Source organism: Methylophilus sp. DW102 (assembly GCF_037076555.1).
GTDB lineage: Bacteria > Pseudomonadota > Gammaproteobacteria > Burkholderiales > Methylophilaceae > Methylophilus > Methylophilus glucosoxydans.
Genome location: NZ_AP029023.1, coordinates 2,715,764 through 2,740,428, shown reverse-complemented (window position 1 = coordinate 2,740,428; position 24,665 = coordinate 2,715,764). Strand labels below are relative to the sequence as shown.

At 51.7% G+C, this 24,665-nt stretch carries 19 protein-coding genes and 1 CRISPR repeat array; of the genes, 12 read left to right on the top strand and 7 right to left on the bottom strand.

Going from position 1 to position 24,665, the window contains the following annotated elements; all coding sequences use genetic code 11:
* Positions 1–6 precede the first annotated feature (6 nt).
* Positions 7–1,023 carry a trypsin-like peptidase domain-containing protein gene (locus tag AACH41_RS13000; protein WP_338655578.1) on the bottom strand — a complete coding sequence of 339 codons (1,017 nt, stop codon included), beginning with the start codon at positions 1,021–1,023 and terminating at the stop codon, positions 7–9.
* Between the two features lie 221 nt (positions 1,024–1,244).
* Between AACH41_RS13000 and AACH41_RS12995 the strand changes: the two genes are divergently transcribed.
* The gene (locus AACH41_RS12995) at positions 1,245–1,598 is read left to right on the top strand and encodes a hypothetical protein (protein ID WP_338655576.1); all 354 of its coding nucleotides are present in this window, start codon (positions 1,245–1,247) and stop codon (positions 1,596–1,598) included.
* A 198-nt stretch (positions 1,599–1,796) separates the two neighbouring features.
* On the top strand, positions 1,797–3,023 hold the full coding sequence (gene sbmA, locus AACH41_RS12990; RefSeq protein WP_313985177.1) for a peptide antibiotic transporter SbmA: 1,227 nt from the start codon (positions 1,797–1,799) through the stop codon (positions 3,021–3,023).
* 32 nt (positions 3,024–3,055) lie between these two features.
* On the opposite strand, the gene AACH41_RS12985 is transcribed toward sbmA, so the two are convergent.
* Complete coding sequence (locus AACH41_RS12985; protein ID WP_338655572.1) at positions 3,056–5,215, bottom strand: EAL domain-containing protein; 2,160 nt, start codon at positions 5,213–5,215, stop codon at positions 3,056–3,058.
* Positions 5,215–7,797 (bottom strand): chemotaxis protein CheW, encoded by a 2,583-nt coding sequence (locus AACH41_RS12980; RefSeq protein WP_338655571.1) that lies wholly within the window; start codon positions 7,795–7,797, stop codon positions 5,215–5,217. Before AACH41_RS12980 ends, AACH41_RS12985 begins: the two co-directional genes overlap by 1 nt.
* A 292-nt stretch (positions 7,798–8,089) precedes the next feature.
* On the opposite strand from AACH41_RS12980, the gene AACH41_RS12975 reads away from it, so the two are divergent.
* The gene (locus AACH41_RS12975; protein ID WP_338655570.1) at positions 8,090–8,548 is read left to right on the top strand and encodes a DUF2721 domain-containing protein; all 459 of its coding nucleotides are present in this window, start codon (positions 8,090–8,092) and stop codon (positions 8,546–8,548) included.
* Here the strand turns inward: AACH41_RS12975 and AACH41_RS12970 are convergent.
* Positions 8,545–9,654 carry an HPP family protein gene (locus tag AACH41_RS12970; RefSeq protein ID WP_338655568.1) on the bottom strand — a complete coding sequence of 370 codons (1,110 nt, stop codon included), beginning with the start codon at positions 9,652–9,654 and terminating at the stop codon, positions 8,545–8,547. The two genes, AACH41_RS12975 and AACH41_RS12970, sit on opposite strands and share 4 nt — an antisense overlap.
* 247 nt (positions 9,655–9,901) lie before the next feature.
* Here AACH41_RS12970 and AACH41_RS12965 point away from each other — a divergent pair, with 247 nt between their 5' ends.
* The 7 genes from AACH41_RS12965 (at position 9,902) to cas2 (ending at position 18,581) form a co-directional block, all read left to right on the top strand.
* Positions 9,902–11,362 (top strand): DegQ family serine endoprotease, encoded by a 1,461-nt coding sequence (locus AACH41_RS12965; protein WP_338655566.1) that lies wholly within the window; start codon positions 9,902–9,904, stop codon positions 11,360–11,362.
* A gap of 126 nt (positions 11,363–11,488) precedes the next feature.
* Positions 11,489–12,535 (top strand): nicotinate-nucleotide--dimethylbenzimidazole phosphoribosyltransferase, encoded by a 1,047-nt coding sequence (gene cobT, locus AACH41_RS12960; protein WP_338655564.1) that lies wholly within the window; start codon positions 11,489–11,491, stop codon positions 12,533–12,535.
* Positions 12,532–13,323 carry an adenosylcobinamide-GDP ribazoletransferase gene (locus tag AACH41_RS12955; RefSeq protein ID WP_338655562.1) on the top strand — a complete coding sequence of 264 codons (792 nt, stop codon included), beginning with the start codon at positions 12,532–12,534 and terminating at the stop codon, positions 13,321–13,323. Before cobT ends, AACH41_RS12955 begins: the two co-directional genes overlap by 4 nt.
* Complete coding sequence (cobC, locus tag AACH41_RS12950; RefSeq protein ID WP_338655560.1) at positions 13,320–13,901, top strand: alpha-ribazole phosphatase; 582 nt, start codon at positions 13,320–13,322, stop codon at positions 13,899–13,901. The genes AACH41_RS12955 and cobC overlap by 4 nt, the downstream gene beginning before the upstream one ends.
* A 137-nt stretch (positions 13,902–14,038) precedes the next feature.
* The gene (gene cas9 / locus AACH41_RS12945; RefSeq protein ID WP_338655558.1) at positions 14,039–17,338 is read left to right on the top strand and encodes a type II CRISPR RNA-guided endonuclease Cas9; all 3,300 of its coding nucleotides are present in this window, start codon (positions 14,039–14,041) and stop codon (positions 17,336–17,338) included.
* Positions 17,339–17,340: 2 nt separating this feature from the next.
* Positions 17,341–18,258, top strand: a complete 918-nt coding sequence (cas1, locus tag AACH41_RS12940; protein ID WP_338655556.1) for a type II CRISPR-associated endonuclease Cas1 — start codon at positions 17,341–17,343, stop codon at positions 18,256–18,258.
* Positions 18,249–18,581, top strand: coding sequence for a CRISPR-associated endonuclease Cas2 (gene cas2, locus AACH41_RS12935; RefSeq protein WP_338655554.1), 333 nt, complete (start codon positions 18,249–18,251; stop codon positions 18,579–18,581). The genes cas1 and cas2 overlap by 10 nt, the downstream gene beginning before the upstream one ends.
* 40 nt (positions 18,582–18,621) lie before the next feature.
* Positions 18,622–20,308: a CRISPR direct-repeat array (repeat unit 36 nt; unit sequence ATCTTATCAGGCATTCCGATGGTGGGGTATCGGAAC).
* A 3-nt stretch (positions 20,309–20,311) separates the two neighbouring features.
* Here the strand turns inward: cas2 and AACH41_RS12930 are convergent.
* A complete protein-coding gene (locus tag AACH41_RS12930; protein WP_338655552.1) occupies positions 20,312–21,733 on the bottom strand; it encodes a PLP-dependent aminotransferase family protein in 1,422 nt (473 codons plus the stop codon).
* A gap of 105 nt (positions 21,734–21,838) precedes the next feature.
* Here AACH41_RS12930 and AACH41_RS12925 point away from each other — a divergent pair, with 105 nt between their 5' ends.
* Positions 21,839–22,123, top strand: a complete 285-nt coding sequence (locus tag AACH41_RS12925) for a hypothetical protein (RefSeq protein ID WP_338655550.1) — start codon at positions 21,839–21,841, stop codon at positions 22,121–22,123.
* Positions 22,110–22,751, top strand: coding sequence for an FMN-binding negative transcriptional regulator (locus AACH41_RS12920; protein ID WP_338655548.1), 642 nt, complete (start codon positions 22,110–22,112; stop codon positions 22,749–22,751). Before AACH41_RS12925 ends, AACH41_RS12920 begins: the two co-directional genes overlap by 14 nt.
* Here AACH41_RS12920 and cobD read toward each other — a convergent pair.
* Entirely contained in the window at positions 22,737–23,717 is a 981-nt protein-coding gene (gene cobD / locus AACH41_RS12915) for a threonine-phosphate decarboxylase CobD (protein WP_338655546.1), read from the bottom strand. The two genes, AACH41_RS12920 and cobD, sit on opposite strands and share 15 nt — an antisense overlap.
* Positions 23,710–24,663, bottom strand: a complete 954-nt coding sequence (gene cbiB, locus AACH41_RS12910; protein ID WP_338655544.1) for an adenosylcobinamide-phosphate synthase CbiB — start codon at positions 24,661–24,663, stop codon at positions 23,710–23,712. The genes cobD and cbiB overlap by 8 nt, the downstream gene beginning before the upstream one ends.
* Positions 24,664–24,665 lie beyond the last annotated feature (2 nt).

Sequence of the window (24,665 nt, the reverse complement as noted above, 5' to 3'; positions counted from 1 at the left end):
ACCAGCTCAGGGACTGGCTTGCTTTAAGGTCTGGATTTGTTGCGTGACTTTTTCGCCTTGTTCCGGGTCTATCGCCTGAATCGCTGGCTGGATAGACTCTAATGTCGCCAGATCTTTTTGCACAAAAGCGACTCTGGACAGCGCAAGCATGGCATCAACATCGCGCTGGTTAAGGTCATAGGCTTTTTTCAGGTCCTGCTCTGCCTGCACATAATGCTGCAAGCCTTCTTCCGCCAGCCCCAAAAAATACCAGGCATCGGCAGAAGCCGGTTCTTGGCCCGTCCATTGTCCGGCAATGGTTTTCAAATCACGCCAGTCTGCATTGTGGTAGGGAATTACCACCTGCATGAAATAAGGCCGTTGTTCCAGCGGCAACGCCCAGAAAGGGACATCATTGGTTTTGAGTGACGTGGTTTCAGGCGCCGCCATCAGCTCCTTGATCCACTCGACTGGCAGGCTGTAATAAAACGCTGGTTGGCCCGGGCTTTTGAACGTGGTCAGGCCGATCAGGTTGTAGTGCTGGTCAAACAAGGCGCCGCCGCTAGAGCCCATGTAAAAAGAGGCGTTCGAGCGCACAATCAGGCTGCCATCAAACGGATAAATGCCCTTGATCGCGCCATAAGACAGCTGGGGCACTGGCGCACCGGCTGGAAAACTCATGCTAAAGACTTCTTCTTCATATTGCAGGCTTTGACTGTCTCGCATGGGGATGGGTTTGAATGGCAGCGGGTCAAACTTGAGCAGGCAGACATCGCGCTTCCAGTTGGCTTTCAGGCCTATCGGCTGATAACCATCTCTAAATTTGGCGATATTCACACCTTTGCTATTGGCAATCACATGACAGTTGGTCGCCACGTATTCGGGGCTGACCACGACACCAGAGCCCCTGCCGTTTGAGCCATCCGGCAAATCGGTGGTCACCATGACAATCGAGTGTCCGAGTTCCAGCGTATCAACAATACTGGGCTGAGCATTTAAAACATTGGTCAGCAAAAGCAAGCTGGTGAGCAAGATTGACTTCATAACCCCTCTATTCTTTATTCAGGTCTGTCGGATGGTTAAGTAACAAATTCTTAAGCGGTAAGACCTGTCAGGATCAAAAACGTTTTCGGGACGGTGCGAGTAAGCATTTTCTGACAGGCAAATCAGCGGCAGCCTACGTCTAAGTGCGGCGCTAACCATTAAGATGGTGCCTGACTCAACCTTCAAATATTGAGCATAAAATGCATTCCCACAAATCGTACATGCTTCCCAAACTGATTTTCCTCAACATGTTGGCCTTGATGATGATTACCTTTGAACATGAAGCGCCTGCCGATAATCGGTATTTTCTTAAAGCTGTGAATGCAGGTGAAGGAGCTAAGCCTGAGCCTGAGCAGCGCGTGCAATTGGCTGAGGCTAGTGACGCCATGGCTGATGCCGCACAAGCCACGCCAGTTCAAGCCACACCCGGTAAGGTGGAGCCTGCAAGAAAAGCGCCGGTAAAACGGCGGCTGGTCAGCCACAAATCTTCACCCAAGGCTAAAGCCATGCTTCAACGCGCCAGCTATCAAAGCAACTCCCCTTTAGGGTGCTGTTTTAGAGGCAATTACAGTTAACACGACCGTTTTAAAATCGGCTATGTAAAAGATTTGAACATTTTGCCCGCACAATACTCAAGCTCCCACATGGGGGCTTTTTTGTTGCCGGACGTTATTTGATCTGCAAAACTTGATGAATCTGATTGCATGACCTTGTTGCAGGCCAGGGCAAGAGCCAATACACTGAACACTTGTTAATAAGAATATCAATCGCCTATGTTCAAATCCTTTTTTCCCGACTCCCGCTGGTTCTGGCCGTCTGTCATTCTGTGGGCAATGGTCTGTTGCGGCGTATGGTTCGAGTATTCCTCTGCCATTGGTACCGCATTGGGTTTATCCATGGTGGAGAAGGAGCCGGTGATTGGACTCGGGCATTTTGTCACTGACCCGTTCAAGCTGTTTTATCTGTACTACCTGGTGAGCGTCGCGATTTTTGCGCTGATGTGGTTCAAGCTTAAACCTAGCCGCTGGCAGTGGTGGTCGATTGTCGGTAGCGCCTTTATTTTGTTCTCGACCTATTATTCTGTGCAGGTATCGGTAGCGCTCAATAACTGGCGCCGGCCTTTCTTTGATGCGGTGCAAGCGGCGCTTTCGCCCAACTCCAAGGTCACGACCGCGCAGTTGTATATCCTCATGTTGCAGTTTGCCGAAATCGCGTTCGTGGCCATTTTTATTTATGTCCTGACTCGCTTTTTTGTCAGCCACTATATTTTCCGCTGGCGTACGGCGATGAACGATTTTTATACCCACCAGTGGCCGCAGGTGCGCAACATTGAAGGGGCATCGCAACGGGTACAGGAAGACACTATGCGCTTTGCGACCATCATGGAGGGTCTGGGCGTGTCTATGGTGGAGGCGGTGATGACCTTGTTTGCGTTTTTGCCGGTGTTGTGGAGCTTGTCTGCGTATGTAAGTGAGCTGCCCGTGTTTGGGGCGGTGCCTGCGCCGCTGTTCACGGCGGCAATTGCCTGGTCTGTGTTCGGTACCTTTTTGTTGGCTGCGGTCGGGATTAAGTTGCCAGGCCTGGAATTCAGAAACCAGCGGGTAGAAGCCGCGTATCGTAAAGAGCTGGTGTATGGCGAAGATGACCCGGCACGCGCGCAACCTGAGACGCTAAAAGCCTTGTTTCTGGATGTGCGTAAAAACTACTTCCGCTTGTATTTTCACTATATGTATTTCAATGTCGCGCGCAGCCTTTATTTGCAGGCGGATAATATCTTTGCCTACTTGATTCTGGTGCCTACCATTGCTGCGGGTAAAATCACGTTTGGTATTTTGCAGCAGATTCTGACGGCGTTCTCACAAGTGAGTAACTCGTTTCAATATCTGGTCAACTCCTGGACCACCATTGTCGAGCTGCTGTCGGTTTACAAACGGTTGACCGCATTTGAAGCCGCCATTAAACACGAGGCCCTGCCTGAAATCGAACGCAGCAACGCTTAGTCGGTTGCAAGCTGGATATCGCAGGTGACCGCCTAGCGGCTCACCTGCAAATGGTCAAACTTGGGCCGTTGCTCGCGCATGAACTCTGCCAGCGCTTCATCCGACAAGGGCTTGCTGTAATAATAGCCCTGGCCGACATCGCAGCCGCTGTGCAATAAAAAGCGGTGCTGATACTCGTTTTCTATGCCTTCTGCGGTCACTGATTTATGCAAGCTTTTACCCAGATTGATCAATGCCAGCAGGATATTGCCATTGGTCACGCTTTGTTCCAGGTCCTGCACAAACGCTTTGTCAATCTTGAGTTCGTCAATCGGATAGTTTTTCAGATAGGCCATATTGGAGTAGCCGATGCCGAAGTCATCAATGGCAATACAAACGCCCAGGCGTTTGAGTTGCTCCAGTGTCCGCGTAAACATGGCTTCATCCTTAAAGCGCGCATTCTCGGTCACTTCCAGCGTAATCAAGTGTGGCGGGACGCGTTCCTGCCGTAAGACCCGCTGCACCGTCTCCACCAGGTTGCCGCGCAAAAACTGGATAGGCGAGACGTTGACCGCAATCGGCACCAGATAGCCCCATTCGGTTTGCATGGCTTTGATTTTCTTGCAGGCAGTCTGCAAGACCCACTCACCAATGGCAAAAATATGGCCGGTTTCTTCGGCCACCGGAATAAACTGGTCAGGCGGGATCAGGCCGCGCTCCGGGTGCTGCCAGCGGATCAGGGCTTCCAGGGCGCTGATATTGCCGTGCTGCATATTGATTTGCGGCTGGTAATACAGCATGAGTTCTTGCCGTTGCAGGGCGTGTCCGAGGCCATATTCAATTTCGTTACGTTCGCCCAGTTGCTGTGCCAGGGAGCCACTAAACATTTGCACTTTATTTTTACCGGCATTTTTAGCGCTATACAGTGCAGAGTCGGCGCACGTCAGCAAGGTATCAATGTCTTGGGCATGGTCCGGGTAGATGCTGACGCCAACGCTACAAGTCATGTTAAACACATAGTCGCCAATGGCAATCGGTTGCGAAATGGCTTCCATCACGCGTGACAGTAAGGGTTGGGCATCTTCTGCCGAGCGCAGGCCGGGGTAGAGCATGACAAACTCATCGCCGCCAAACCGCACAATGGCATCCGTTGGGCGTGTACTCTGAATCAGCCGTTGCGCGACGTTCTCCAGCAGCTTGTCACCGGCACGGTGGCCCAGCGTGTCGTTAATGAGTTTGAAATGGTCGAGGTCAATAAAGGCAATCGCTATTTTGTAGTGAAACTTGTCGGCTTCCGCAATCAGGCTGGCCAGTTTGCCACTGAAGGCATGGCGGTTTAACAACCCGGTCAGGTTGTCTGTCACCGCCAGTTGGCGGATTTGCAACTCATAGTTTTTACGGTCGGTGATGTCTTCGACCGTGCCCTCGTAGTAAAGAATACTGCCTTGTGCATCATAGACGGCATGCGCGTTTTCCGAGATCCAGATGGTTTCGCCATTCAGCCGGTAGACTTGCGACTCAAAATTCTGCACACGCCCCTGCAGGCGGATGGCTTCGGTAAAGTCGTGACGGCGGCTGTCTTCTACATACAGTTGCGTGCTGATATTGTTGAGGTCGCTGATCAGCTCCGCCGGCGAGGCATAGCCATAGAGCTTGGCCAGCGCCAGGTTGGCATTCAGGTAGGTGCCAGACTCTGTGGTTTGGAACATGCCTAGCGTCGAGTTCTCAAACATGGAGCGGTATTTTTGCTCGGTGCTGTAGAGCGCCTGCTCAATGCGTTTGCGTTCAGTGATGTCTTGAATAATGCCTTCAAGGGCGACGGGTTTGCCCTCGGGATCAAAGACGCCACTGCCGCGTTCGGCCACCCAGCTGATTTCGCCATCGGCACGCACAATGCGGTATTCAAGTGCAAACCGTTGTTTGCGACTGACCGCTTCATGAATGATTTTGCGCGCCTGTGCACGGTCTTCAGTGTGCGTGATCCGTTCGTAGGACTTGACCTTGTTCAGGATCAAATCTTGCGCTGGATAGCCGGTCAGTGTCTCGCAGCCTTTGCTGACATAAATCATGGTCCATTGATCGTCATACAGGCAACGGTAAATCATGCCGTCCAGATTATCGAGCAGCGTATCCAGTAGCCTTTGCTGTTGCGCCGCCAGTAAAGAGTCCATTATTTGCGTTTGCATCATGCCCCAGTGGATGTCGCCATTCATCAGAACAGCGCCTGTTCTGCTTGTCTTTGCTGGCTCAACGTCACTTTTTCCCACAGGCTCTGGGCATTGATCAGCGTGAGCATGCTTTGCTGGGCGAGATTGGCAATGGCAATGCCGGGGTTGTTGCTAATCCCCTTGAAAAAAGTATTCATGGGCTGAATCTGGTTGGGGGCAAGGTAAGGAATCTCGCCCAGCGCCGAGACAAAGACCCCGAATTTGAGGGCGGCTGCCTTGTCTTCAATCACCACAATCTGCCGGTAATCGGTAAAGTAGTGAGCGTGACCCAGCATGCGCGCCAGGTCAATAATAGGGATGACCTGATCGCCATAAGGGTGCATGCCCGCAATAAAGGGCGCCGACTCTGGCAGGGTGCGTAACTGCACTTCGTCAATCGCTTCGCGGACAAAGCGGGCCTCTATGCCTAGCCAGCTGTTGCCGACATAAAAGGTTGCGTACTCCTGGCTGTCTTCAGCATTTTGCAGGAACAGGTTGGGGTTAAATTTGTTGTGAATGATCTGCGACTCTGCCGTGATGCGCTGGTTGATTTCGTTGACATTGCCAAGCGGGGTAAAAATCAAGGCAAAGACTTTATTCCGGTAGTTGTCTTCTGCCCCCTTGAATTCACGGTAGCCGTATGCCGCATGCACGCCTACCGCATAATAAGTCTGCTGGTAGATGGCAATATCAAACAGTCGCTGGCCTTCATTGAGATTGCTGATTTCCGGCATCAACGCAAAGTCATCGCCGGTGGCAAAGTCTGCATGCGTGCTGGAGATCACCTTGAGCTGTTCGTTGACAAACAGCGTAAAGCTGCCGCTGACCGGGGTATCGGTTTTGTCGCGTGGAATCACATCACGAAGCATGGCCTGGAATTGCGGTTTGCTGTCAAACACAATGCCTATGCCACCGACAATACTGTTGCCATCCAAATGCCGGATCGGTGCTGCGAAGATATAGGTGGCTTGATGGTTGTACAAAGGGGTAGGTTCAAATTGCGACACCACGTAATCCTGGCTGGAGCTGCAACTGCGGGTACGGCCAACCCATTCCTCGCTCAGCTGGCTACCAATCAGATCATCGTAGCGGTCATTAGAGACGGCAATCACCGTGCCTTGCCGGTCAAAGACGATCAGGTTGTCGTAAACGGTATACAAGCCATTGATGTAGCGCAGAATTGAGCTGATCTGGTTTTTATCCTGTGCAGAGAGCTGGGCATTACCCAGGCACTCTCTGAAGACGTGGGTGAGCGCCCACCAACGGACGTCATTCGCCCGCTCGTACAGGTTGCGGTCCATGATCTCTACCGCCAGCTGCGCATAAAAACTGGAGTTTTCGAGCATCACCGAGACCACGGTCTGGTAAAGCTCAGTCACCATGTTCTCAATAATTTGCTGGGTCTTATGTCCGGTATTGCTGATCTCCGAGAGCAGGCTTTTGGAGAAGTTCTTTTGCTGGGTGTTGACGTAGTTGCTCTGCCAGATATTGCCGTTCCACACCGACTGGTTCAGCTTGCTCTGGATGTTGGCCGCCTGTTTTGGAATATTCAGCAGGCTTTCAGAAAAAATCAGCGGGCTGCGCATCACCTTGCGCAAGATTTCCGCATCAATATTGCTGATCATGCCCTGCATGCTCTGGTTGAATGCATACTCAAGCGGAATCATGGCTTGTCCCAGCCAGCCTGGCCCTGAGTAGCCTTGATAATTCTCGGCCTGCTTGGTGACACACAGGTATTCACGGCCCGCAAATCGCGCCACAAACCAGTCCTTCTCCGTGTCTGCACAGAGGGTGATGCCAATGGGGATTTGATGCGGATCGCTAGAGGCAATCACTTGACGATGCTCATCCAGCAGGATGCCTATGGTCCAGTCCGAGCCAGAAATCAGGTTTTGAAAAATGGTTTGCAGTTCGTTCACAAACTTGAAGCACAAGCACAGGACGCCTAAAGACCGCAGGCCATCACTGCTGCGCACTTCATGCGCATACATCAGGGATTGGTAAGGTTTGCCGTTGATTTCAGTTTCATAAAAATACTCGACATACGGCGCGCTGGATTGTGCTGCCAGCTTGAAAATTGCGTGTTGGTCTACCAGCGTCTGCTGGGAGGCATCCAGCTGATGCAGCAAGTTGCCCGCCATATCAAAAAGGGCAATATTTTCGTAGACGGTATATTTCTTTTGATATTCCTGAAAACGGTGCGTGATACGCGATTGCTCATGCGCCGTGATTGCGCCTGCCGCATGTTTTTCAAGGTAACCCCTGACATCATCGTCGGTGGCAAAAAAGCCGATATCCGCCGTGCGTTCAAACAGGTTGCGGATCAGCAGGTTAATGACCTCAAATGCCTTGGATGTCAGCTGTGCCGCCGTTTTGTGCAAGGTTTCTTCTGACAGGTGGCGTAACACGGCATTCGAGATTTTGTTGAATGCCGTGCGTGTTTCTTCCATTTCGGAGCCGGTGCCGGACAGTTGCGCCATCAGCGCAAGACTGTCCCAGGCATTTTGTAGCTGGTAGATGTGTGAACGGAAATCGTTGACCTTTTTAAAATGGCTGGCGAGCTCTTCAGTCAAAGGTTGTGGGTGCATATATTTCTAGTGTTCTTCCATGATTGCAATTAATTCCGCCTATTTATAGCAAGAATGGTTCCCATTTGGCGGGGTCGAATTGCAAAACAATGGCAAGAAAAATGCTTTTATTTAAATATTAAAACCTGAGGGACATGATTTCGCTGGTGATTGGTCAAATAAACGCTACCTGCTTTGTGCGCATGCCTTTTGTTGGTGCGCAGTTGGCTAAAATGGTGCACGCGTGTCTGGTGTTTTTCATGTCAAAATAGGCCTTCCTTTTTCCTGAGTTCGCCAGCGCATGATTAATACCATGATAGAAATCCACAGTGTGTCGGAAGCGATCCGCGATGCGGTGGCGCCCGTGTTTTTGCTCACTGGCATCGGGTCGATTCTCGGCGTGTTAATTGGCCGCCTGGGCCGCTCGATTGACCGTGCCAGGTTTTTAACCGATACGCCGGAGGAGAAGCGTGAGCGGTTCAAGGATGAGCTCAAGATTATTGTCAGGCGCACCAAATGGCTACGCCGGGCGATTGGCCTGGCCACGTTTGCCGCCTTGTGTATTTGTGTCTCCATCGCCAGCATGTTTATTTCGGTGGAAACCGGCTTGCGCTTGCCGCACCTGGTGATGGTCTCGTTTATTATCTCGATGGCGTCACTGATATTGGGACTGCTGTGTTTCTTGCGCGAGATTGTGCTTGCCTCACGCGAAGTGATCGTGCCGTATCAGCAATTGGAAAAACCGGCGCGCAAGCAGGCGGGCAAGCCCTAGCGGTAAAGTGCGCGGATCACGTCGGTTTGTGTCAGCAGGCCGACCAGTTTGTTGGAGGTATCCACCACGGGCAACAGTTGCAAGTGATGGCTGGTCATGAGCGGAATGGTATGCATGAGATGCATCTGGGCCTGGATGGTGATGGCTGGCGTGGTCATGATTTGGCCGACAACTTCCGCTTTGTCGCTATGCGTGGTGGGTGACCAGCGGATCAGTCGCTGCAGGGCAGGCCCCACTTCGCGATAACTGCTCGCTTGGGCATGCCGCACAAAGTCTGACAGGCTCAATATCCCTATCACCAGCTTTGCCTTGTTGACTACAGGCACCGCAGGCTCGGTCTGCGCCAGCATGGTGTGCCAGGCGGCTTCCAGAGGGTCGCCATATTCAAAGGTGGTCTCCACTGGCCGCATGATCTGTTCGCAGGTAATCGCCTCCAGTTTACGGTGGTAGGCAATCAATTCGGTTTGCTCCAGCAGGTGTTGTAATTGCGAGGGGTGAATGTCCAGCACTTCGTGAGACTGCCCCAGTGCCTGCTGCAAATCTTCAGGCGTGAATCCAAACTGGTAGCGCATGTGCGTGGGCGTCGCTGCGGCATGGTCATGATCCGCCACCGGGTATCGATAGCCGGTCAGACGATGGTAAATCCAGGCTGTGAGTACCAGTAACAGGCTGTTTGCCAGCACCGGCCACCAGATAAAGCCAAAGCCGAGTTGCCAGATTGATTCGCCGCCCAACACGGCAGTCAGGGCCACCGCGCCGCTAGGCGGATGCAGGCAACGAAAGGCAAACATCAGCACAATAGCCGACAGCATGGCAAGCGCTGCGGCGGCGACCGGAAAATCTGGCAACCATTGTGCAAACAATACCCCGCTTAAGGCGGCCAGCGTATTGCCTGCCAGCAAGGCCCACGGTTGTGCCAGCGGGCTGGATGGCAAACAAAACAAAATGACGGCCGAGGCCCCCATGGGCGCAATCAGGAACACAGCAGTATGCCAGTCTGCAGCTGGCGCTTCTGCGATGACCAGGCCGGCCATCCCGCCAGTGAGCAAAATCCCCAGGCCTGCGCCCAGCGCCGCCCGTGCGTAGTCGCGCATCGACCCGGTCATGCGCCGCGGCCAATATGGCTTTAAAAAACGGGCGAGCTTTGCCATTCCAACTCAAAAAAGCAAAGACCGCAGTGTAACACGGACCCTTTTTAGGGGTGATGTTGGTGTGACGGTGAGCGGGAATTTCTCCCGATACAATTCGGTTACAAAAATTCGGAAACTTAGGCCCTGTTTTAAAGCTCATAAGCGCTGAATGGTCCTGCAAGAAAGGACACAACTTGATTGATGCAGAAGAAAGGAAACTGTGATGCAATCGTTCTTACAATCAAAATTGACGCATTGGGTGTCTGTGCCCTTGGCCGTGGCAGCACTGTTTGGTGCTGGCTACTGGATGAAAGGCTACACGCTGGTGAATCATGCGCAGGCGACTGCGCCGGTGTCGGCCAAAACCATGACCGCGCCAAGTGCTTACATCACGCTGCCTAACTTTGCCAGTATCGCTTCTACCCAGGGCGTTGCCGTGGTCAATATCAGCGTCAGTGGCACCGTGAAAACCGCCGGGATTCCGGGCATGGATCCTAGCGACCCCATGTTTGAGTTATTCCGCCGGTTTCAGCCCAATATGCCACAAACCGAAACGCCGATGAATGGCCTGGGTTCAGGCTTTATCGTCAAGTCTGATGGCGTGATCCTGACCAATGCCCACGTGGTGGATAAAGCCGATGTGGTGACCGTCAAACTGTCTGACAAGCGTGAGTTCCAAGCCAAGGTGGTCGGCGTGGACAAGCTGACCGATGTGGCAGTGCTGAAAATTGATGCCAAAGATTTGCCGACTGTCCGTATTGGCAGTACCAAAAGCAGCAATGTGGGGGACTGGGTCGTGGCAATAGGCTCGCCCTTCGGCTTTGACAACACGGTGACAGCAGGCATTATCTCGGCCAAATCCCGCGCCTTGCCAGACGAAGGCTATGTGCCTTTTCTGCAGACTGACGTGGCCATTAACCCCGGTAACTCTGGCGGGCCGCTCTTCAACCTGAATGGTGAGGTCATTGGCATTAACTCGCAAATTTACAGCCGTAGCGGTGGCTATCAGGGCCTGTCATTTGCGATCCCGATTGATGTGGCCATGGGCATTGAGCAGCAGTTGCTCGAAAAAGGCAAAGTCAGCCGTGGCCGTCTGGGCATTGGTGTGCAAGCCATTAACCAGGATTTAGCTTCTTCATTTGGCTTGCAGGCCCCCAATGGCGCCCTGGTCAGCAATGTCGAGAAAAATGGCCCTGCGGATAAAGCCGGCCTAGAACCTGGTGATGTGATCTTGAAGTTTAATGGTCAGAGAATAGACCGCTCCAGCGATTTGCCGCCCATGGTGGGCAGTATCAAGCCGGGCAGTACGGTCAGCGTTGAAGTCTTGCGCAACAAACAGCTGAAGAAACTGACTGTGCGTATTGATGAAATGCAAACCGCGCAGGCAGACCCTGCTGCCAGCATGGATAGCAAGCAAGCCAGATTAGGCGTAAGTGTGCGCCCGCTCACTTCGCAAGAGCTGGCACAGACGCAACTTAAGCAGGGCTTGCTGGTGGAAGAGGTGGGCAAAGGTCCTGCCGCCAATGCCGGCATCCAGCCAGGTGACGTCATTCTGGCCGTCAATGGCGATCAGGTGAAAAGCGTCAGCCAGTTGCAGGACAAGTTAACGCAAAACAGCAAGAATGTGGCCCTATTGGTCATGCGTGGGGACAGCAAACTCTATGTTCCCGTTAAAATAGGTTGATTCACGTGTTGCTTCCTTAGCCATTTGCCCCGCAGTTGCGGGGCTTTTTTATTCAGGCAGCGGTGTAGACGCCAAAGCGTTTAACAATTCTGCCAGACTGACCTTTTTGCCCGGTAAAATAACAATATGCAAACATTTCAAATCACTCCCATCGAAGACCAGACCTTGCAAGCCGCGCTGGCCCAGCAGATCAACCAAAAAACCAAACCCTTAGGCGCCCTTGGGCGGCTGGAAGCCCTGGCCATGCAACTGGGGCTGATCCAGCAAACCATACATCCGGTGTTGCAACAGCCCACCATGCTGGTGTTTGCAGGTGATCATGGCATCGTCGCCGAAGGCGTCAGCCCTTATCCGCAAGCGGTGACGGCGCAAATGGTATTCAACTTTTTAAATGGCGGTGCCGCCATTAATGTGTTTGCGCGCCAGCATGGGTTTGAGCTGCATGTGGTGGATAGCGGCGTCAATGCCGTATTCGCCCCGCACCCCAAGTTGATTGATGCCAAGGTGGGCATGGGCACCGCCAGTTTTCTGCATCAGCCGGCGATGACGGCCGAGCAATGCGCACAGGCGATTTACCGCGGCTCGCAAATTGCCAGGGATGCCATTACCCAGGGCTGTAATGTGTTGGCGCTGGGCGAGATGGGCATCGGCAATACCTCCAGCGCCAGTTGCCTCATGAGTGTGCTGTGTGGCTTACCCATGCATCAATGTGTGGGGCGTGGCACAGGTGTCAGCGACAAGGGGTTGCAGCACAAACTGGCGGTGCTCACTTCTGCCTTGCAAGCGCATCATGTGCCTGCCAGCGATCCTCTGCATGCATTGGCCGTTTTTGGTGGCTTTGAAGTCGCCATGATGGTTGGGGCATTGCTTGCCGCTGCCGAAGCCCGTGTCATCTTGCTCATTGATGGTTTTATTGCCACCTCGGCCTTGCTGGTGGCCGCCAAGCTTTATCCGCAGGTGGTCGACTATTGCGTATTTGCGCATTGTTCCGACGAAAGTGGCCATGGCATCATGCTGGCACATCTCAAGGCGCAGCCCTTGCTGCATTTGTCTTTGCGTCTGGGTGAAGGCACCGGTGCCGTACTGGCTTATCCCCTGTTGCAGTCAGCGGTTGCCTTTCTCACCGAAATGGCCAGCTTTGAGAGTGCTGGCGTCAGCGAGCAAGTGCAGTGAAATCGCAATGGCGTTCCTTTTTGCTGGCCGTGGGCTTCTTTACCCGTATCCCGGTGCCCGCACTGCCTGATTTTAAAGAAAGTGATCTGAATCAGGCGGCCCGCTATTTTCCGCTAGTCGGCCTGTTGGTGGGCTTACTGGCCGCCATGGTCTGGTGGCTGGCGCACGGGCTGTTCAACCCGGCATTGGCCGTGTTGTGCAGCATGGCTGCCACCATCCTTGCCACAGGCGCCTTTCATGAAGATGGCCTGGCGGACAGTGCGGACGGCTTGGGCGGAGGCATGACGGGCGAGCGCAAGCTGGAGATCATGCATGACTCTCGCCTTGGCAGCTACGGCGCCATTGCGCTGGTGGGCATCTTGCTGTTCAAGTTTGAGGCTTTGTCTGCCCTTGCGCCCGCCATCTTGCCGTTTGCACTGATTGCCAGCCATGCCCTGAGCCGACTGGCGGCGGTGTATGTGATGGCGACGGCCAACTATGTGCGCACTGCGGGCAAGGCCAAACCGCTAGCCACTACGCTGACCCGGCAGGATATTGTATACGCCAGCGTCTTCGGCCTGCTGTGCTGGCTGGGCTTTGCCCTGATGCTGGGCATCAATCAGTCATTGATGGCTGCCGGACATTTTTTACTGATCACCAGCTTGCCTGTGCTCGTGGTCTGGCAGATGTGGCGGCAAACGATGTTACGACAGATTCAAGGGTATACCGGCGATACGCTGGGTGCGACACAGCAACTGACTGAAGTCGCTTTTTATTTGGGCCTGCTGGCCTGGGAGCGCTTGGCATGAAATTGACGTTGGTGAGACACACCAGTTTACAAATCGCTGAAGGCATCTGTTACGGACAAAGCGATGTCGATGTCTCGGCCAACTTTCATCACGAGTTGGCCAGCGTGCAGCAAAAGCTGCAAGCCGATGCTTTCCACGCCCTCTATACCAGCCCTTTGCAGCGCTGCCACAAACTCGCACTGGGTCTGGCCCACGGCCTGGGGCATGCCGGAGACATTCAGGCCGATGTGCGCCTCAAGGAACTGCACTTTGGCGAATGGGAGATGCAGGCTTGGAACGATATTCCGCGTGAGCGATTTGATGTCTGGGCCAAAAACTATGCCGAACTTTCGCCGCCACAAGGCGAAACCTTTGCCCAGTTACAGGCGCGCGGTGTGGACTTTTTGCAAGAGATACAAGCCCGCCATGCCGGTGAACATGTGCTGGTAGTCACCCACGGCGGCATGATACGCGCGCTGATTGCGCATGTGCTGAATATGCAACTCAAAGGCTTGTTCCGGTTGCATATCGATTACGCCAGCCTTACACGGCTGGATTTGTCAGGAGTGATTCCCAAGGTTGAGTTTGTGAATCGGTAATCACGAAAAGAAAAGGGCGAACCTAAGTTCGCCCCTTATATCGGTGGGTTTTTAAACCCTTGTTACCGATAGTCCCCACCATCGGAATACCTGATATATTTGCATAATACAACAAGTTGCAAATAAAAGGGGGTGTCATGCGATACAGAGTTGGTTTGGACGTAGGGACCGCTTCACTTGGTGTGGCGGCGTTTTCACTCGATGAAAACAATAATCCGCTCGAACTAGTTTGGAAGCATGTTCGTATTTTCGATGAGCCTTTAGAAAAAAGTCAGTCAGGACTTAAGTCTAAAAAAGCGGGGCGTCGTGCTGCACGCATGCAACGTCGCCAAATCGATAGACGTTTAGGAAGAACCAAAGCGATTGCTGCATTGGCATCCTTGCTTTACATCCAGTTAGGGCCGTCCATTGATAGCGGACGTACTTTATTAGAAATTCGTGCTAAGGCGGCCAGAGAGAAAATAGATTTATCCAACTTAATCCGTGTATTTATTCGTATAGGCAAACGGCGTGGTTACGGAGGTGAGTTTCGCCCAAAAAAGGAAGGTGCAAAGCTTGGGGAGGTTGAAGGCGGCAACCATGACCTTAAGACTGAAATGCAAGCTCTGGCGCAAAGCAAAGGTTTTGATGAGGTGACGCTTGGTGAGTTTTTATATCAGCGATGGCTAGATGGCAAACCAACCAAACTCAAAATAAAAGAGCCTGAAGATAAAACCACTGAAGGCAAAAATTTGTATGCGCTGAGAAGCCAGTTGGTGGCTGAGTTTGAACAAATTTGGCAAACACAATCTGCCTTTTATCCAGTCCTTAATTCCAAGCATGAAGGCAAGCCGCTTAAGGATATTTTTTATAATGCCATTTTTCACCAGCGCCCATTAAAAGCGGTAGGCGGTATGGTTGGGCAATGTAGCTTAGAACCTACACTTGCAAGAGCACCTCGCGCTCAACTCGCTTTTCAGCATTTTCGAATTGAAAAAACACTGGCTGATTTACGCTGGGGTGTGGGTAAACGAGCAGAAAAACTATCCGCAGCACAAAAGGTAGTTATTCGCCAATTGTGCGATGAAAAAGAAGTGGTGAAGTTTGATGCCATTTATAAAGCACTGGATGTTGCTGGTTGCCCAAGGCCTGACACTAAAGGTCTGAATTTAGATAGATTGAGTCGCGATGAAATCCCTGGTAACAAAACCAACCATATATTTCGCAAGTTAGAATTAGGTGATGCATGGTTGGCATTAGATGCGCGCACTCAAATACAAGTCATTAACTTTTTAGCGGATTTAGGTTCACCTGAGCAACTTGATGATCCGCTGTGGTACACACGCTTTGCAAAAGCTGATGGCACTATGCGCAAATTGCCGGAGAAGCTTGTGGAGTTTATCAATTTGTTAAAAAGCCATGACAAATTTGACCGGCTTAGCAAAATGGGCTTTGAAAGTGGCCGCGCCTCATACTCAATTAAAGCGCTAAATAAACTTACAGCGTGGTTGGATTCACCATGGTGGCCTAATGAATGGCAAGGCGAAATGCGACCTGATGAAGATGCTGCGATACGTGTCTGTTACCCTGAAAGCTTTAACAAACCAATAGCACTAAAAGATAGTTTGGATTTTGCGCCTAGTACAGGTAATGCTGTCGTTGATGGTTCGTTAAGGCAAATGCGCTATGTGCTTAATCGTATGATGGTAGATTTGGGGACTCAGCCAGAGCAAATCGTTGTGGAAATGTCCCGGGAAATGAGCGTGGGAATCAGCAAACGTAATGAGCGTGAAAGTGAAAACAATAAAAATCGTAAAGCTCGTCTAGATGCAGAAGCAGAAATCCGTGAGCATGGCGTTACGGTTACGCCATCACGTATTCGCCGCTATTTGCTATGGGTAGAGCAAGGCAAAGGCCATTGCCCTTATTGCACAAAACCAATCAGCTTGGGCGACGCGCTGAGTGGTGCTGAAACAGAATACGAACATATTTTGCCAAAATCGCTTACACAGGTTGGTTTAAAACGAAGCGAAATTGTATTGGCTCACCGCAGTTGTAATCAGGAGAAAGGCAATAAAACACCTGCTCAAGCATGGGGGCATGATGCGGAGCGTTGGCAAGTCATCAAGGTGCGGGCAAAGTACTTTTCAGATAACAAACAATATCGCAAGTCCAAATTATTGCTGTTGGAAGACTTTGAGTCTGAAGTGCTCACGGATGAGTCGATTGCAGAGTTTGCTGATCGTCAATTTCAACAAACATCTTGGATTGCCAAAGAGGCCGCGCAATGGTTGCAAGGCATCTGCAAAACCCCGGTTTCCGTTTCTCGCGGAGAACTCACTGCAATGTTACGACGCAAATGGAAGCTGGAAACAGTTATTCCACAAGCACGAACTGAGGAAGGCTTACCGGTTTTAGATGAAGAAATGCAAGTGGTCAGCGTTGAAGATTTTGAGAAATATCGAGATGTGTGGGAGGGGCATAAGGTTTTAGATGCACATGGACATATAGATAAAGCGCGCCATACGGACCGCAAGCTTAACAAGCGTATAGACCATAGACATCATTTGATTGACGCTATGACAATCGGCCTCACTTCGCGTGGTTTGTTTCAACAAATGGCGCGGCAATACAAGTTGGATTCTGAGCGTGAGATGAGAGGTTATAAACCAAAGTTGGAGGTAGCTGAACCACCTATAAAAAACATACGGGAAATTGCATTGGCTGCTGTGCGTGAATGTCCAATTTCGATTAAACCAGATCGTTATCCAGATGGTGCAATTTTTCAAGAGACAGCTTATGGCGCTGCGGTTAAATCTAACGAAGATAAAGCAAGGCTCACATTGCGCATAAAGGTTGCAGATTTAATTGACCGTAGAAAAGGTACTATAGAGCAAGCACACAAAGCAATTGAAAATATTGTCAGCTCAACAGTTAAAGAGATTATTCTAAAAGCATTTGATGCGAGAGTAGCCTCGGGAAAAACTGCTCCAGAAGCTTTAGCTATGCCTTTTTACCAAACCTTATATGGGCAGCGAGTAGAAATCAAAAAAGTAAAATGCTTTACAGGCAATTATGCAGATGATGTCGCGATTATTGCCCACACAAGTAAAGATGGGCGTGAACATTCTAAGCGTCTGCCAAATGCAGGATATGCCTATCTTGAAACGGAAATATTTGATGGTCGCATAGGCAAGCAAACTTTAGTAAATACGCATCAGGCTATGAAATGTAAACATCAGCCGCTAGCGGAAAATATGGTGCGACTACATAAAAATGATACGGTGTTAGATAGCAAAGTTGGTAAAAAATACCGTATAGGATATTTCACAATTGAAGGAAATTTATTCTTAATACCCATAGTTGACCCACGTGCATTTGATGCAATCAAAGAGCCAGGTTCTGGTAAGAAAAAAGTTTCTTTTACTCAAGTGCTTCGCTTAAAAAGGATAGACTAGTTTTGTCTGAGCACCGTATTTTGCTAATTGAAAATCCTGCCTCAATTTCAGTTGATTTAGGCAGGTTGCGAATTAGGCGTGACGGGTTTGATGATCACCATGTCTTACCAAAAGACATTGCTGTGCTGTGTTTACATCATCACACTATTCAAATTTCTGTGCAGGCATTACGTGGTCTTGCGGAAGCAGGAGCAAGCGTGATGGTGACTGACGAAGCTCACCATCCATGCGCATGGTTTTTACCACAAGTTGGCAATGGCGATTTAGTCCGACGCTTGCGTCAACAAATGGTGTTAGATGGCACCGAAAGTAAAGCAAAGCTTTGGCAAGCGTTGGTAAAAGCAAGACTTAGTACGCAAGCCATTAATTTACGTTTTTTGAACCGCAAAGGCGCATTAAGATTAGAACGTCTGGCGCAAGAGGTTCAACCTGCCGACAAAACAAAATGTGAGGGACAAGGCGCAAAGCATTACTGGGCGCATTTATTTGACGAAAATTTCTCTCGTGAGAAACAGGGTGCAGATGATGCTGTAAATGCTCGCCTAAATTTTGGTTATGCAGTCTTGCGATCTATGATAGCGCGCAGCTTGGTAATGGCTGGCTTAAACCCCTCACTAGGTTTAGGGCATTGCAGTATGGAAAACCCCTTTAACTTGGCTGATGACTTTATTGAGCCATACCGTTTTGTGGTGGAGCGTTACGTTTACCTAAACAATGCGGGTGAATTTAATAGCCAAGCGCGTAAAGAAATCTTGGGGTTTGTTATGCAAGAAGTAAAGTTCAATGGTGCGGGTTATCGATTGCCATCTGCAATTAACGAGACTATTGCCAGCTTTGTACGCGTATTAGATGGGAGGGGAAAGCAACTGAGTTTGCCAGAAGATTTAGTTACGGAAACTGACGACGAAACATGGGCGTAAATGGGTGGCGAGTTATGTGGGTAATTTGTGTATATGATTGCCCAATGACCGAAAAAGAAGGGCGGCATGATTACAGTGTGTTTAGGCGCTGCTTGTTACAAGAAAATTTTGTTCAACTGCAAAACTCACTGTACGTGCATCACTTTCCAACACTTGCGGTGGGAGAAGCGACCATCGTTAGGCTACGTCCGCTTATCCCAAAAGATGCACAAGTCGCATTTTTTATTGTCACGGACAAACAATATGGCATGACCAAAGAGTTTTTTGGGACCAAGCCGACAAGAAAAAAGCCCAACATGCCTGAGCAAGTTGAGCTTTTTTAACTTCTACTACCCTTTTAAATCAATAGGTTGCGAACAATCTATCTTATCAGGCATTCCGATGGTGGGGTATCGGAACGGCGGGTTTTGTGCTGTGGAGACCGTTCCTATCTTATCAGGCATTCCGATGGTGGGGTATCGGAACGCATGATTAACCCCAATTCCCAAGCAGGCAATCTTATCAGGCATTCCGATGGTGGGGTATCGGAACTTCACCGCGTAAATTATGCTGTTTTAAGCAATCTTATCAGGCATTCCGATGGTGGGGTATCGGAACAGCATTATTAGCTTGCTGTGCTACTGCTATATCTTATCAGGCATTCCGATGGTGGGGTATCGGAACACAGATTACGCTATTAAACTGGAGAGAAGGATCTTATCAGGCATTCCGATGGTGGGGTATCGGAACCAACATTCACAACAATGCGCGGCATGTCTAATCTTATCAGGCATTCCGATGGTGGGGTATCGGAACTATGGTCGCTACTGCGCAAAGCAAAAGATGATCTTATCAGGCATTCCGATGGTGGGGTATCGGAACTTGTGGCCCAGGCACTTCTTTTTGCCCAAGATCTTATCAGGCATTCCGATGGTGGGGTATCGGAACCTAGACAATGGTTTTGTAAACAGCATTGCAATCTTATCAGGCATTCCGATGGTGGGGTATCGGAACTTAGTTTCAAATACAGCAACACTGTCTTTGATCTTATCAGGCATTCCGATGGTGGGGTATCGGAACGAATACTCGGCGGGCACTTGCTTGGATGGCATCTTATCAGGCATTCCGATGGTGGGGTATCGGAACATCGCACCAGCGCCTGATACGCCAATGGCAATCTTATCAGGCATTCCGATGGTGGGGTATCGGAACTTAACAGTAATGCACCTAAAGCTTCATTAAATCTTATCAGGCATTCCGATGGTGGGGTATCGGAACTCAATGTATTTGATGCTGGTGATTGACTGCATCTTATCAGGCATTCCGATGGTGGGGTATCGGAACCTATTTGCAGGCGCTCAAGTATATCAATTTATCTTATCAGGCATTCCGATGGTGGGGTATCGGAACGTATTTTCAACGCGAGCTTGTTGAAGTTGAATCTTATCAGGCATTCCGATGGTGGGGTATCGGAACATACTTTTACTACTATGAGAGGCCAGCCTCATCTTATCAGGCATTCCGATGGTGGGGTATCGGAACACGGCGGCTGACGTGTGGAGCGCTGAAACCATCTTATCAGGCATTCCGATGGTGGGGTATCGGAACTAGATTTTTCCTTGATATGTCACTTTCCAGATCTTATCAGGCATTCCGATGGTGGGGTATCGGAACGTGCAGCTGCCGGATGATGATGCGCACCATATCTTATCAGGCATTCCGATGGTGGGGTATCGGAACTTTAACGGACTCAGGGTCATCGAGATCCACATCTTATCAGGCATTCCGATGGTGGGGTATCGGAACGAAAAAATATCCGTTCCGGCATATGTGCCAATCTTATCAGGCATTCCGATGGTGGGGTATCGGAACAATTGCCTGTAACAGTGCCTTTCGGAAAAGATCTTATCAGGCATTCCGATGGTGGGGTATCGGAACCAAAAAACTGCGGCAGTCACATGCAAAAGCGATCTTATCAGGCATTCCGATGGTGGGGTATCGGAACAGTTATGTCAAGTAAAGCAACGGTAACTAAATCTTATCAGGCATTCCGATGAGGTGAGTTCGCCAGTCACTAGCGGCTCGCTAACACTGTTTGGAGTAAGATAAATATCTTGTCCTGCTCACAATGTGCGACATTAAATCGCAGCCATGACGAAGGCTCTTGATATGGTCTGAACAAGTTGCCAGGGGCCAGCATGACATTTTGCCTTGCCCCCAGACTCGCCATTTCCGCCGCCTGCCTGCCATTGCCCAGGCTGGCCCAGACGAACATGCCTCCGGCCGGTTCGGTGTAAAGCGTCAGCCCGCATTGCTCCAGCGCCTGAATGACTTGCCCTCTTTTGACTGCCAGGCGGTTGCGTACTTTCTCCATATGCTTGCGATACCTGCCCTCCACCAGGATCTGGTACATCACGCGCTGGTTGATTTCAGAGCTGGTCAGCCCTGTCAGGAGCTTGAGGTCTAGCAGTCTGCGCGCCAATTCTGCCTGGCAGGCGATAAAGCCCACACGCAGGCTGGCAGAAATGGTTTTGGAGTAACTACTGACATAGATGACGCGGTTGAGCTGGTCCAGGGCGGCGAGCCTGACCGCCGTCTGTGGGTGAAAGTCACCATAAATATCGTCTTCCACCAGATAAAAACCATACTTTTCTGCCATCTGTAACAACTGGTGTGCCACCGCCAGGCTGGTGCTGGTGCCGGTCGGGTTATGCAGCACGGTGTTGGTGAAAAACAGCTTGGGCTTGTGTATGTGCAACAGCTGCTCCAGCTGTGCGATATCGGGACCATGGAGTCCGCGCGGCACGCCAACAATCTGGGCGCCCATGGATTTGAGCAGGCCAAATAAGGTGTAATAGCCGGGATCATCCACCAGCACCACATCGCCCGCTTTGATCATGAGTCTGGCGATCAGGTCTAGTCCATGCGAAGCGCCGTTGGTGATGAGCAGTTGCGAGGCCTCAGCGTGGATACCGATCTCGCCCAGGATTTTTTGGGCGAGCAACTGCCTGAGCGGTAAATAGCCGCTGACGTCGCCATAACTGGTTAAAAAGCCGCCAGACTTTCTGGATAATTCATTCAGACTTTTTTGAATGACTTTTTGATCCAGCCAATCCTTGGGTAGCCAGCCGCAGCCCGGCCGGATCGCCTCTGGCACATCCCTGAACGTGTTATGCAACAGCCACAATACATCATCTGCCCGCTCCAGATAAGACGTATCTGTTACCGCCGTTTGCAAAGGGGTGACGGGCGCCACATAAAAGCCAGAACCGCGCCGCGACAGCAGGTAGCCCAGTGCGACCAGGCGGTCGTAAGCATCGACCACGGTAAAGCGACTGACCCCATGTTGCGCGGCAAAATCACGGATAGACGGCAGGCGCGCACCGGTGCGTAGCACCCGCTGTGCGATCTGTTGCTGGATCCCGCTGACAATTTGCTCAACTAGTGGTACGGGTTCAAGCGGGTTAATGGTGATTAGCGGCTGTGTGACTGGCATGGTAGATGGGCCTGTACAGTTTTGTAGATTGATGCATAAATTGTATATGTAGTGTACTGGTTTTGGCGATTACGATCACGCTATCTTTCATGAAGGAGCGTCATCATGTCTTTGGTTCTGAGCAGTGTGCTGGTGCTGACACTACTGGCTGCATGTGTGATCCCTGCACATCCCTTTTACCAACAAGCGCTATCCCCCAGCCAGCCGCCGGTATGCCTGAAAAACCTGACTCGTCCTTTGGGATACGACCCTGGTAACCAAACGCGACAGGCGGCTGTGATGGTCAGGGGGCAGGTGTTGTGGGTATCGCCTGTCACCAATCAATCGCAGGTCACAAGTCAGTCACAGGCTAAGGCTCAGTCGCAGGATGAATCAAATGTATCTCCCTAAACATTTTTCTGCACCGAGTGACGAAGCCCTGCTGTCATTGATCCATCGCTATCCTTTTGCGACATTGATTACCTCGTTGCCGACCGGGCTGGAGGTGAATCACCTGCCACTGTCTTTGCAGGCTGGTCGCTTATGCGGGCATTTGGCGCGTGCCAATCCGCTTTGGCAACACTGGCGACAGAATGCGTCAGCGCAAGCCGTGATGGCGGTTTTTCATGGTCCGCATGCGTATGTTTCGCCCTCCTGGTACCACAGCAAAGCGCAGCGCGGAAAAGGGGTGCCCACCTGGAATTACGTGGTGGTCCACGTGCAAGGTCAATTACGGTTGATTGAAGAGGCGGATTGGTTGCGCGAGCATTTGCGGGCGCTGACTGCGCAGCATGAGGCCGAGTTTGAACATCCGTGGCAGCTTGAAGATGCACCGGCTGACGATATTGAGCGGATGATGCAGGCGACCGTGGGCATCTCGATAGAAATCATGCAACTGACTGGCAAATGGAAGGTGAGCCAGAATCAGCCGCTGGAGAATCAGCAAGGCGTATGGCAGGGCTTGCAGGCAAGTGAGGCACCGCATGCCAGGGACCTGGCTGCCATTGTGCAGGCGGTGAATGGGTTAAACGGCAAGTGATCCTAGCGCCTGCGCCAACCGCGGCCAGTCGGCCTCAGAGGGCAATCCAAACCGCAGCGCTTGTGGCGCGGCAAAATAACGCGTCCACACACCATGTTGGGCCAAAGACTGGTGAAACTGGTGCGCGCCAGGATGTTGTACATATTGAAATAAATCCGTGCCGCCGTAAGGGGGCAGTCCATATTGCGTCAGCAGTTGCGCTAAGTTCGCCGATTGCACAGGCAACTGTGCACGCATCTGTTGCTGCCATGACCGATCCGCCAGGGCCAACTCGGCCAGGTATTGGCTTGGGCCGGCAAGGGTCCAGGGGCCAAGCAGGGCGGCCACTTGCGCCAGGGCCGTAGGCTCCCCCAGTAAAAAGCCGACCCTGAGCCCAGCCAGTCCAAAAAACTTGCCTAGTGAACGCAACACCCATAACCCTGCCTGACCGCTCTGGCTGGCGAGGCTGTGTTGTGGCGTGCTGTCCATAAACGCTTCATCCACCACCAGCCAGCCGCCCCGCCGCGCTAATGCGGCATGCCAGGCAAGCAGCGTCTCAGCGGCGTACTTCTGGCCGGTCGGGTTGTTGGGGTTGCAGACCAGTAACACCTCGCATTGTTGCAACAGGACGTCGTCTGGGGACTGTTCAAAAAAGTGCAGTTGGTGGCCGGCTTGTTGCCAGGCATGTGCGTGTTCCTGATACATGGTGCGCGGCATGGCGACGTGGCAAGGCGCGCGCAAACGCGGCAACACTTGCAGGGCCGCTTGTGAGCCCGCACAGGCGAGCACATGCGGTGCGCCGTAATAGGCTTTTGCTATGGCGTGCAAACTGTCCGCCGCAGCAGGCAGCCGATGAAACAAGGCGGCGGGCAGTGCGGGGATCGGGTAATGTTGCGGGTTGATGCCGGTCGAGAGATCCAGCCAGTCGGCCAGTGGTCTGCCGTATTGCTGTGCCGCTTGCTGCAAATTGCCGCCGTGCTCAAGCATAGGCTAACCCTCCAATCAATAGCGCCACCATCAGCCAGCTCAGCATGCCATTGCGCACCAGTTGCAATGCGCGTGGGATATCCTCTGCAGTAGGGGGCGTGTGGGTGCCCAGACGCGGGCGCTCATGCCATTCGCCATGATAGCGGGCGCGCCCGCCGAGCTGTACATTGAGTGCGCCTGCCCCAGCGGACATGACCGGGCCTGCGTTCGGGCTATCCCATAACGATGCCTGTGATCGCCAGGATTGCCAGGCAAGGCGGGTGTGTCCGAGCAGTGCATAGGTGATGGCTGTGAGGCGGGCCGGAATGTAATTCAATACATCATCCAGCCGTGCGGCGGCCCAGCCAAAATAAAAATAACGTGGCGTTTTATAGCCCCACATGGCGTCCAGCGTATTCACAAGGCGGTAAGCCAGCGCCCCAGGGCCACCCGCGACAAAAAACCAGAACAGGGCGCCGAATACACTATCGTTGCCATTTTCCAACACGGATTCTATGGTTGCGCTGACCGGCTCTATCGCCTCCACATCGCGGCTGACCATATACGAGGTGGCAACCTGCGCATCCTGAAACAGGTTTGCTTGCAAGGCGTGATAAACGGCCATGCCATGCTGGTGCAGGCTGCGGTGGCCAATGGCAAAGTAAAGGAGATAGACATGCAGTGCAAGTGCCAGCCAGACGGATAGTTTCATGAGCAACACAATCGCAAGCATGGGTGGCAACACCAGCAGAAGCACACCAACAATACCACTGATATATTGGCCGCGTAACGTTTGCCTAGATAAAGGATTCAACCACTTTTCAAGGGAGGACGCTAACCAGCCAAAACCGACCAATGGGTGCCAGCGCCGAGGCTCTCCCAGCCAGGTATCCAGCAGCACCGCGCCACAGGCAAGCCCAGCGAGTGTGAGATAATCAGGGGATGGATAAACAGGCAGTGAAAACATTA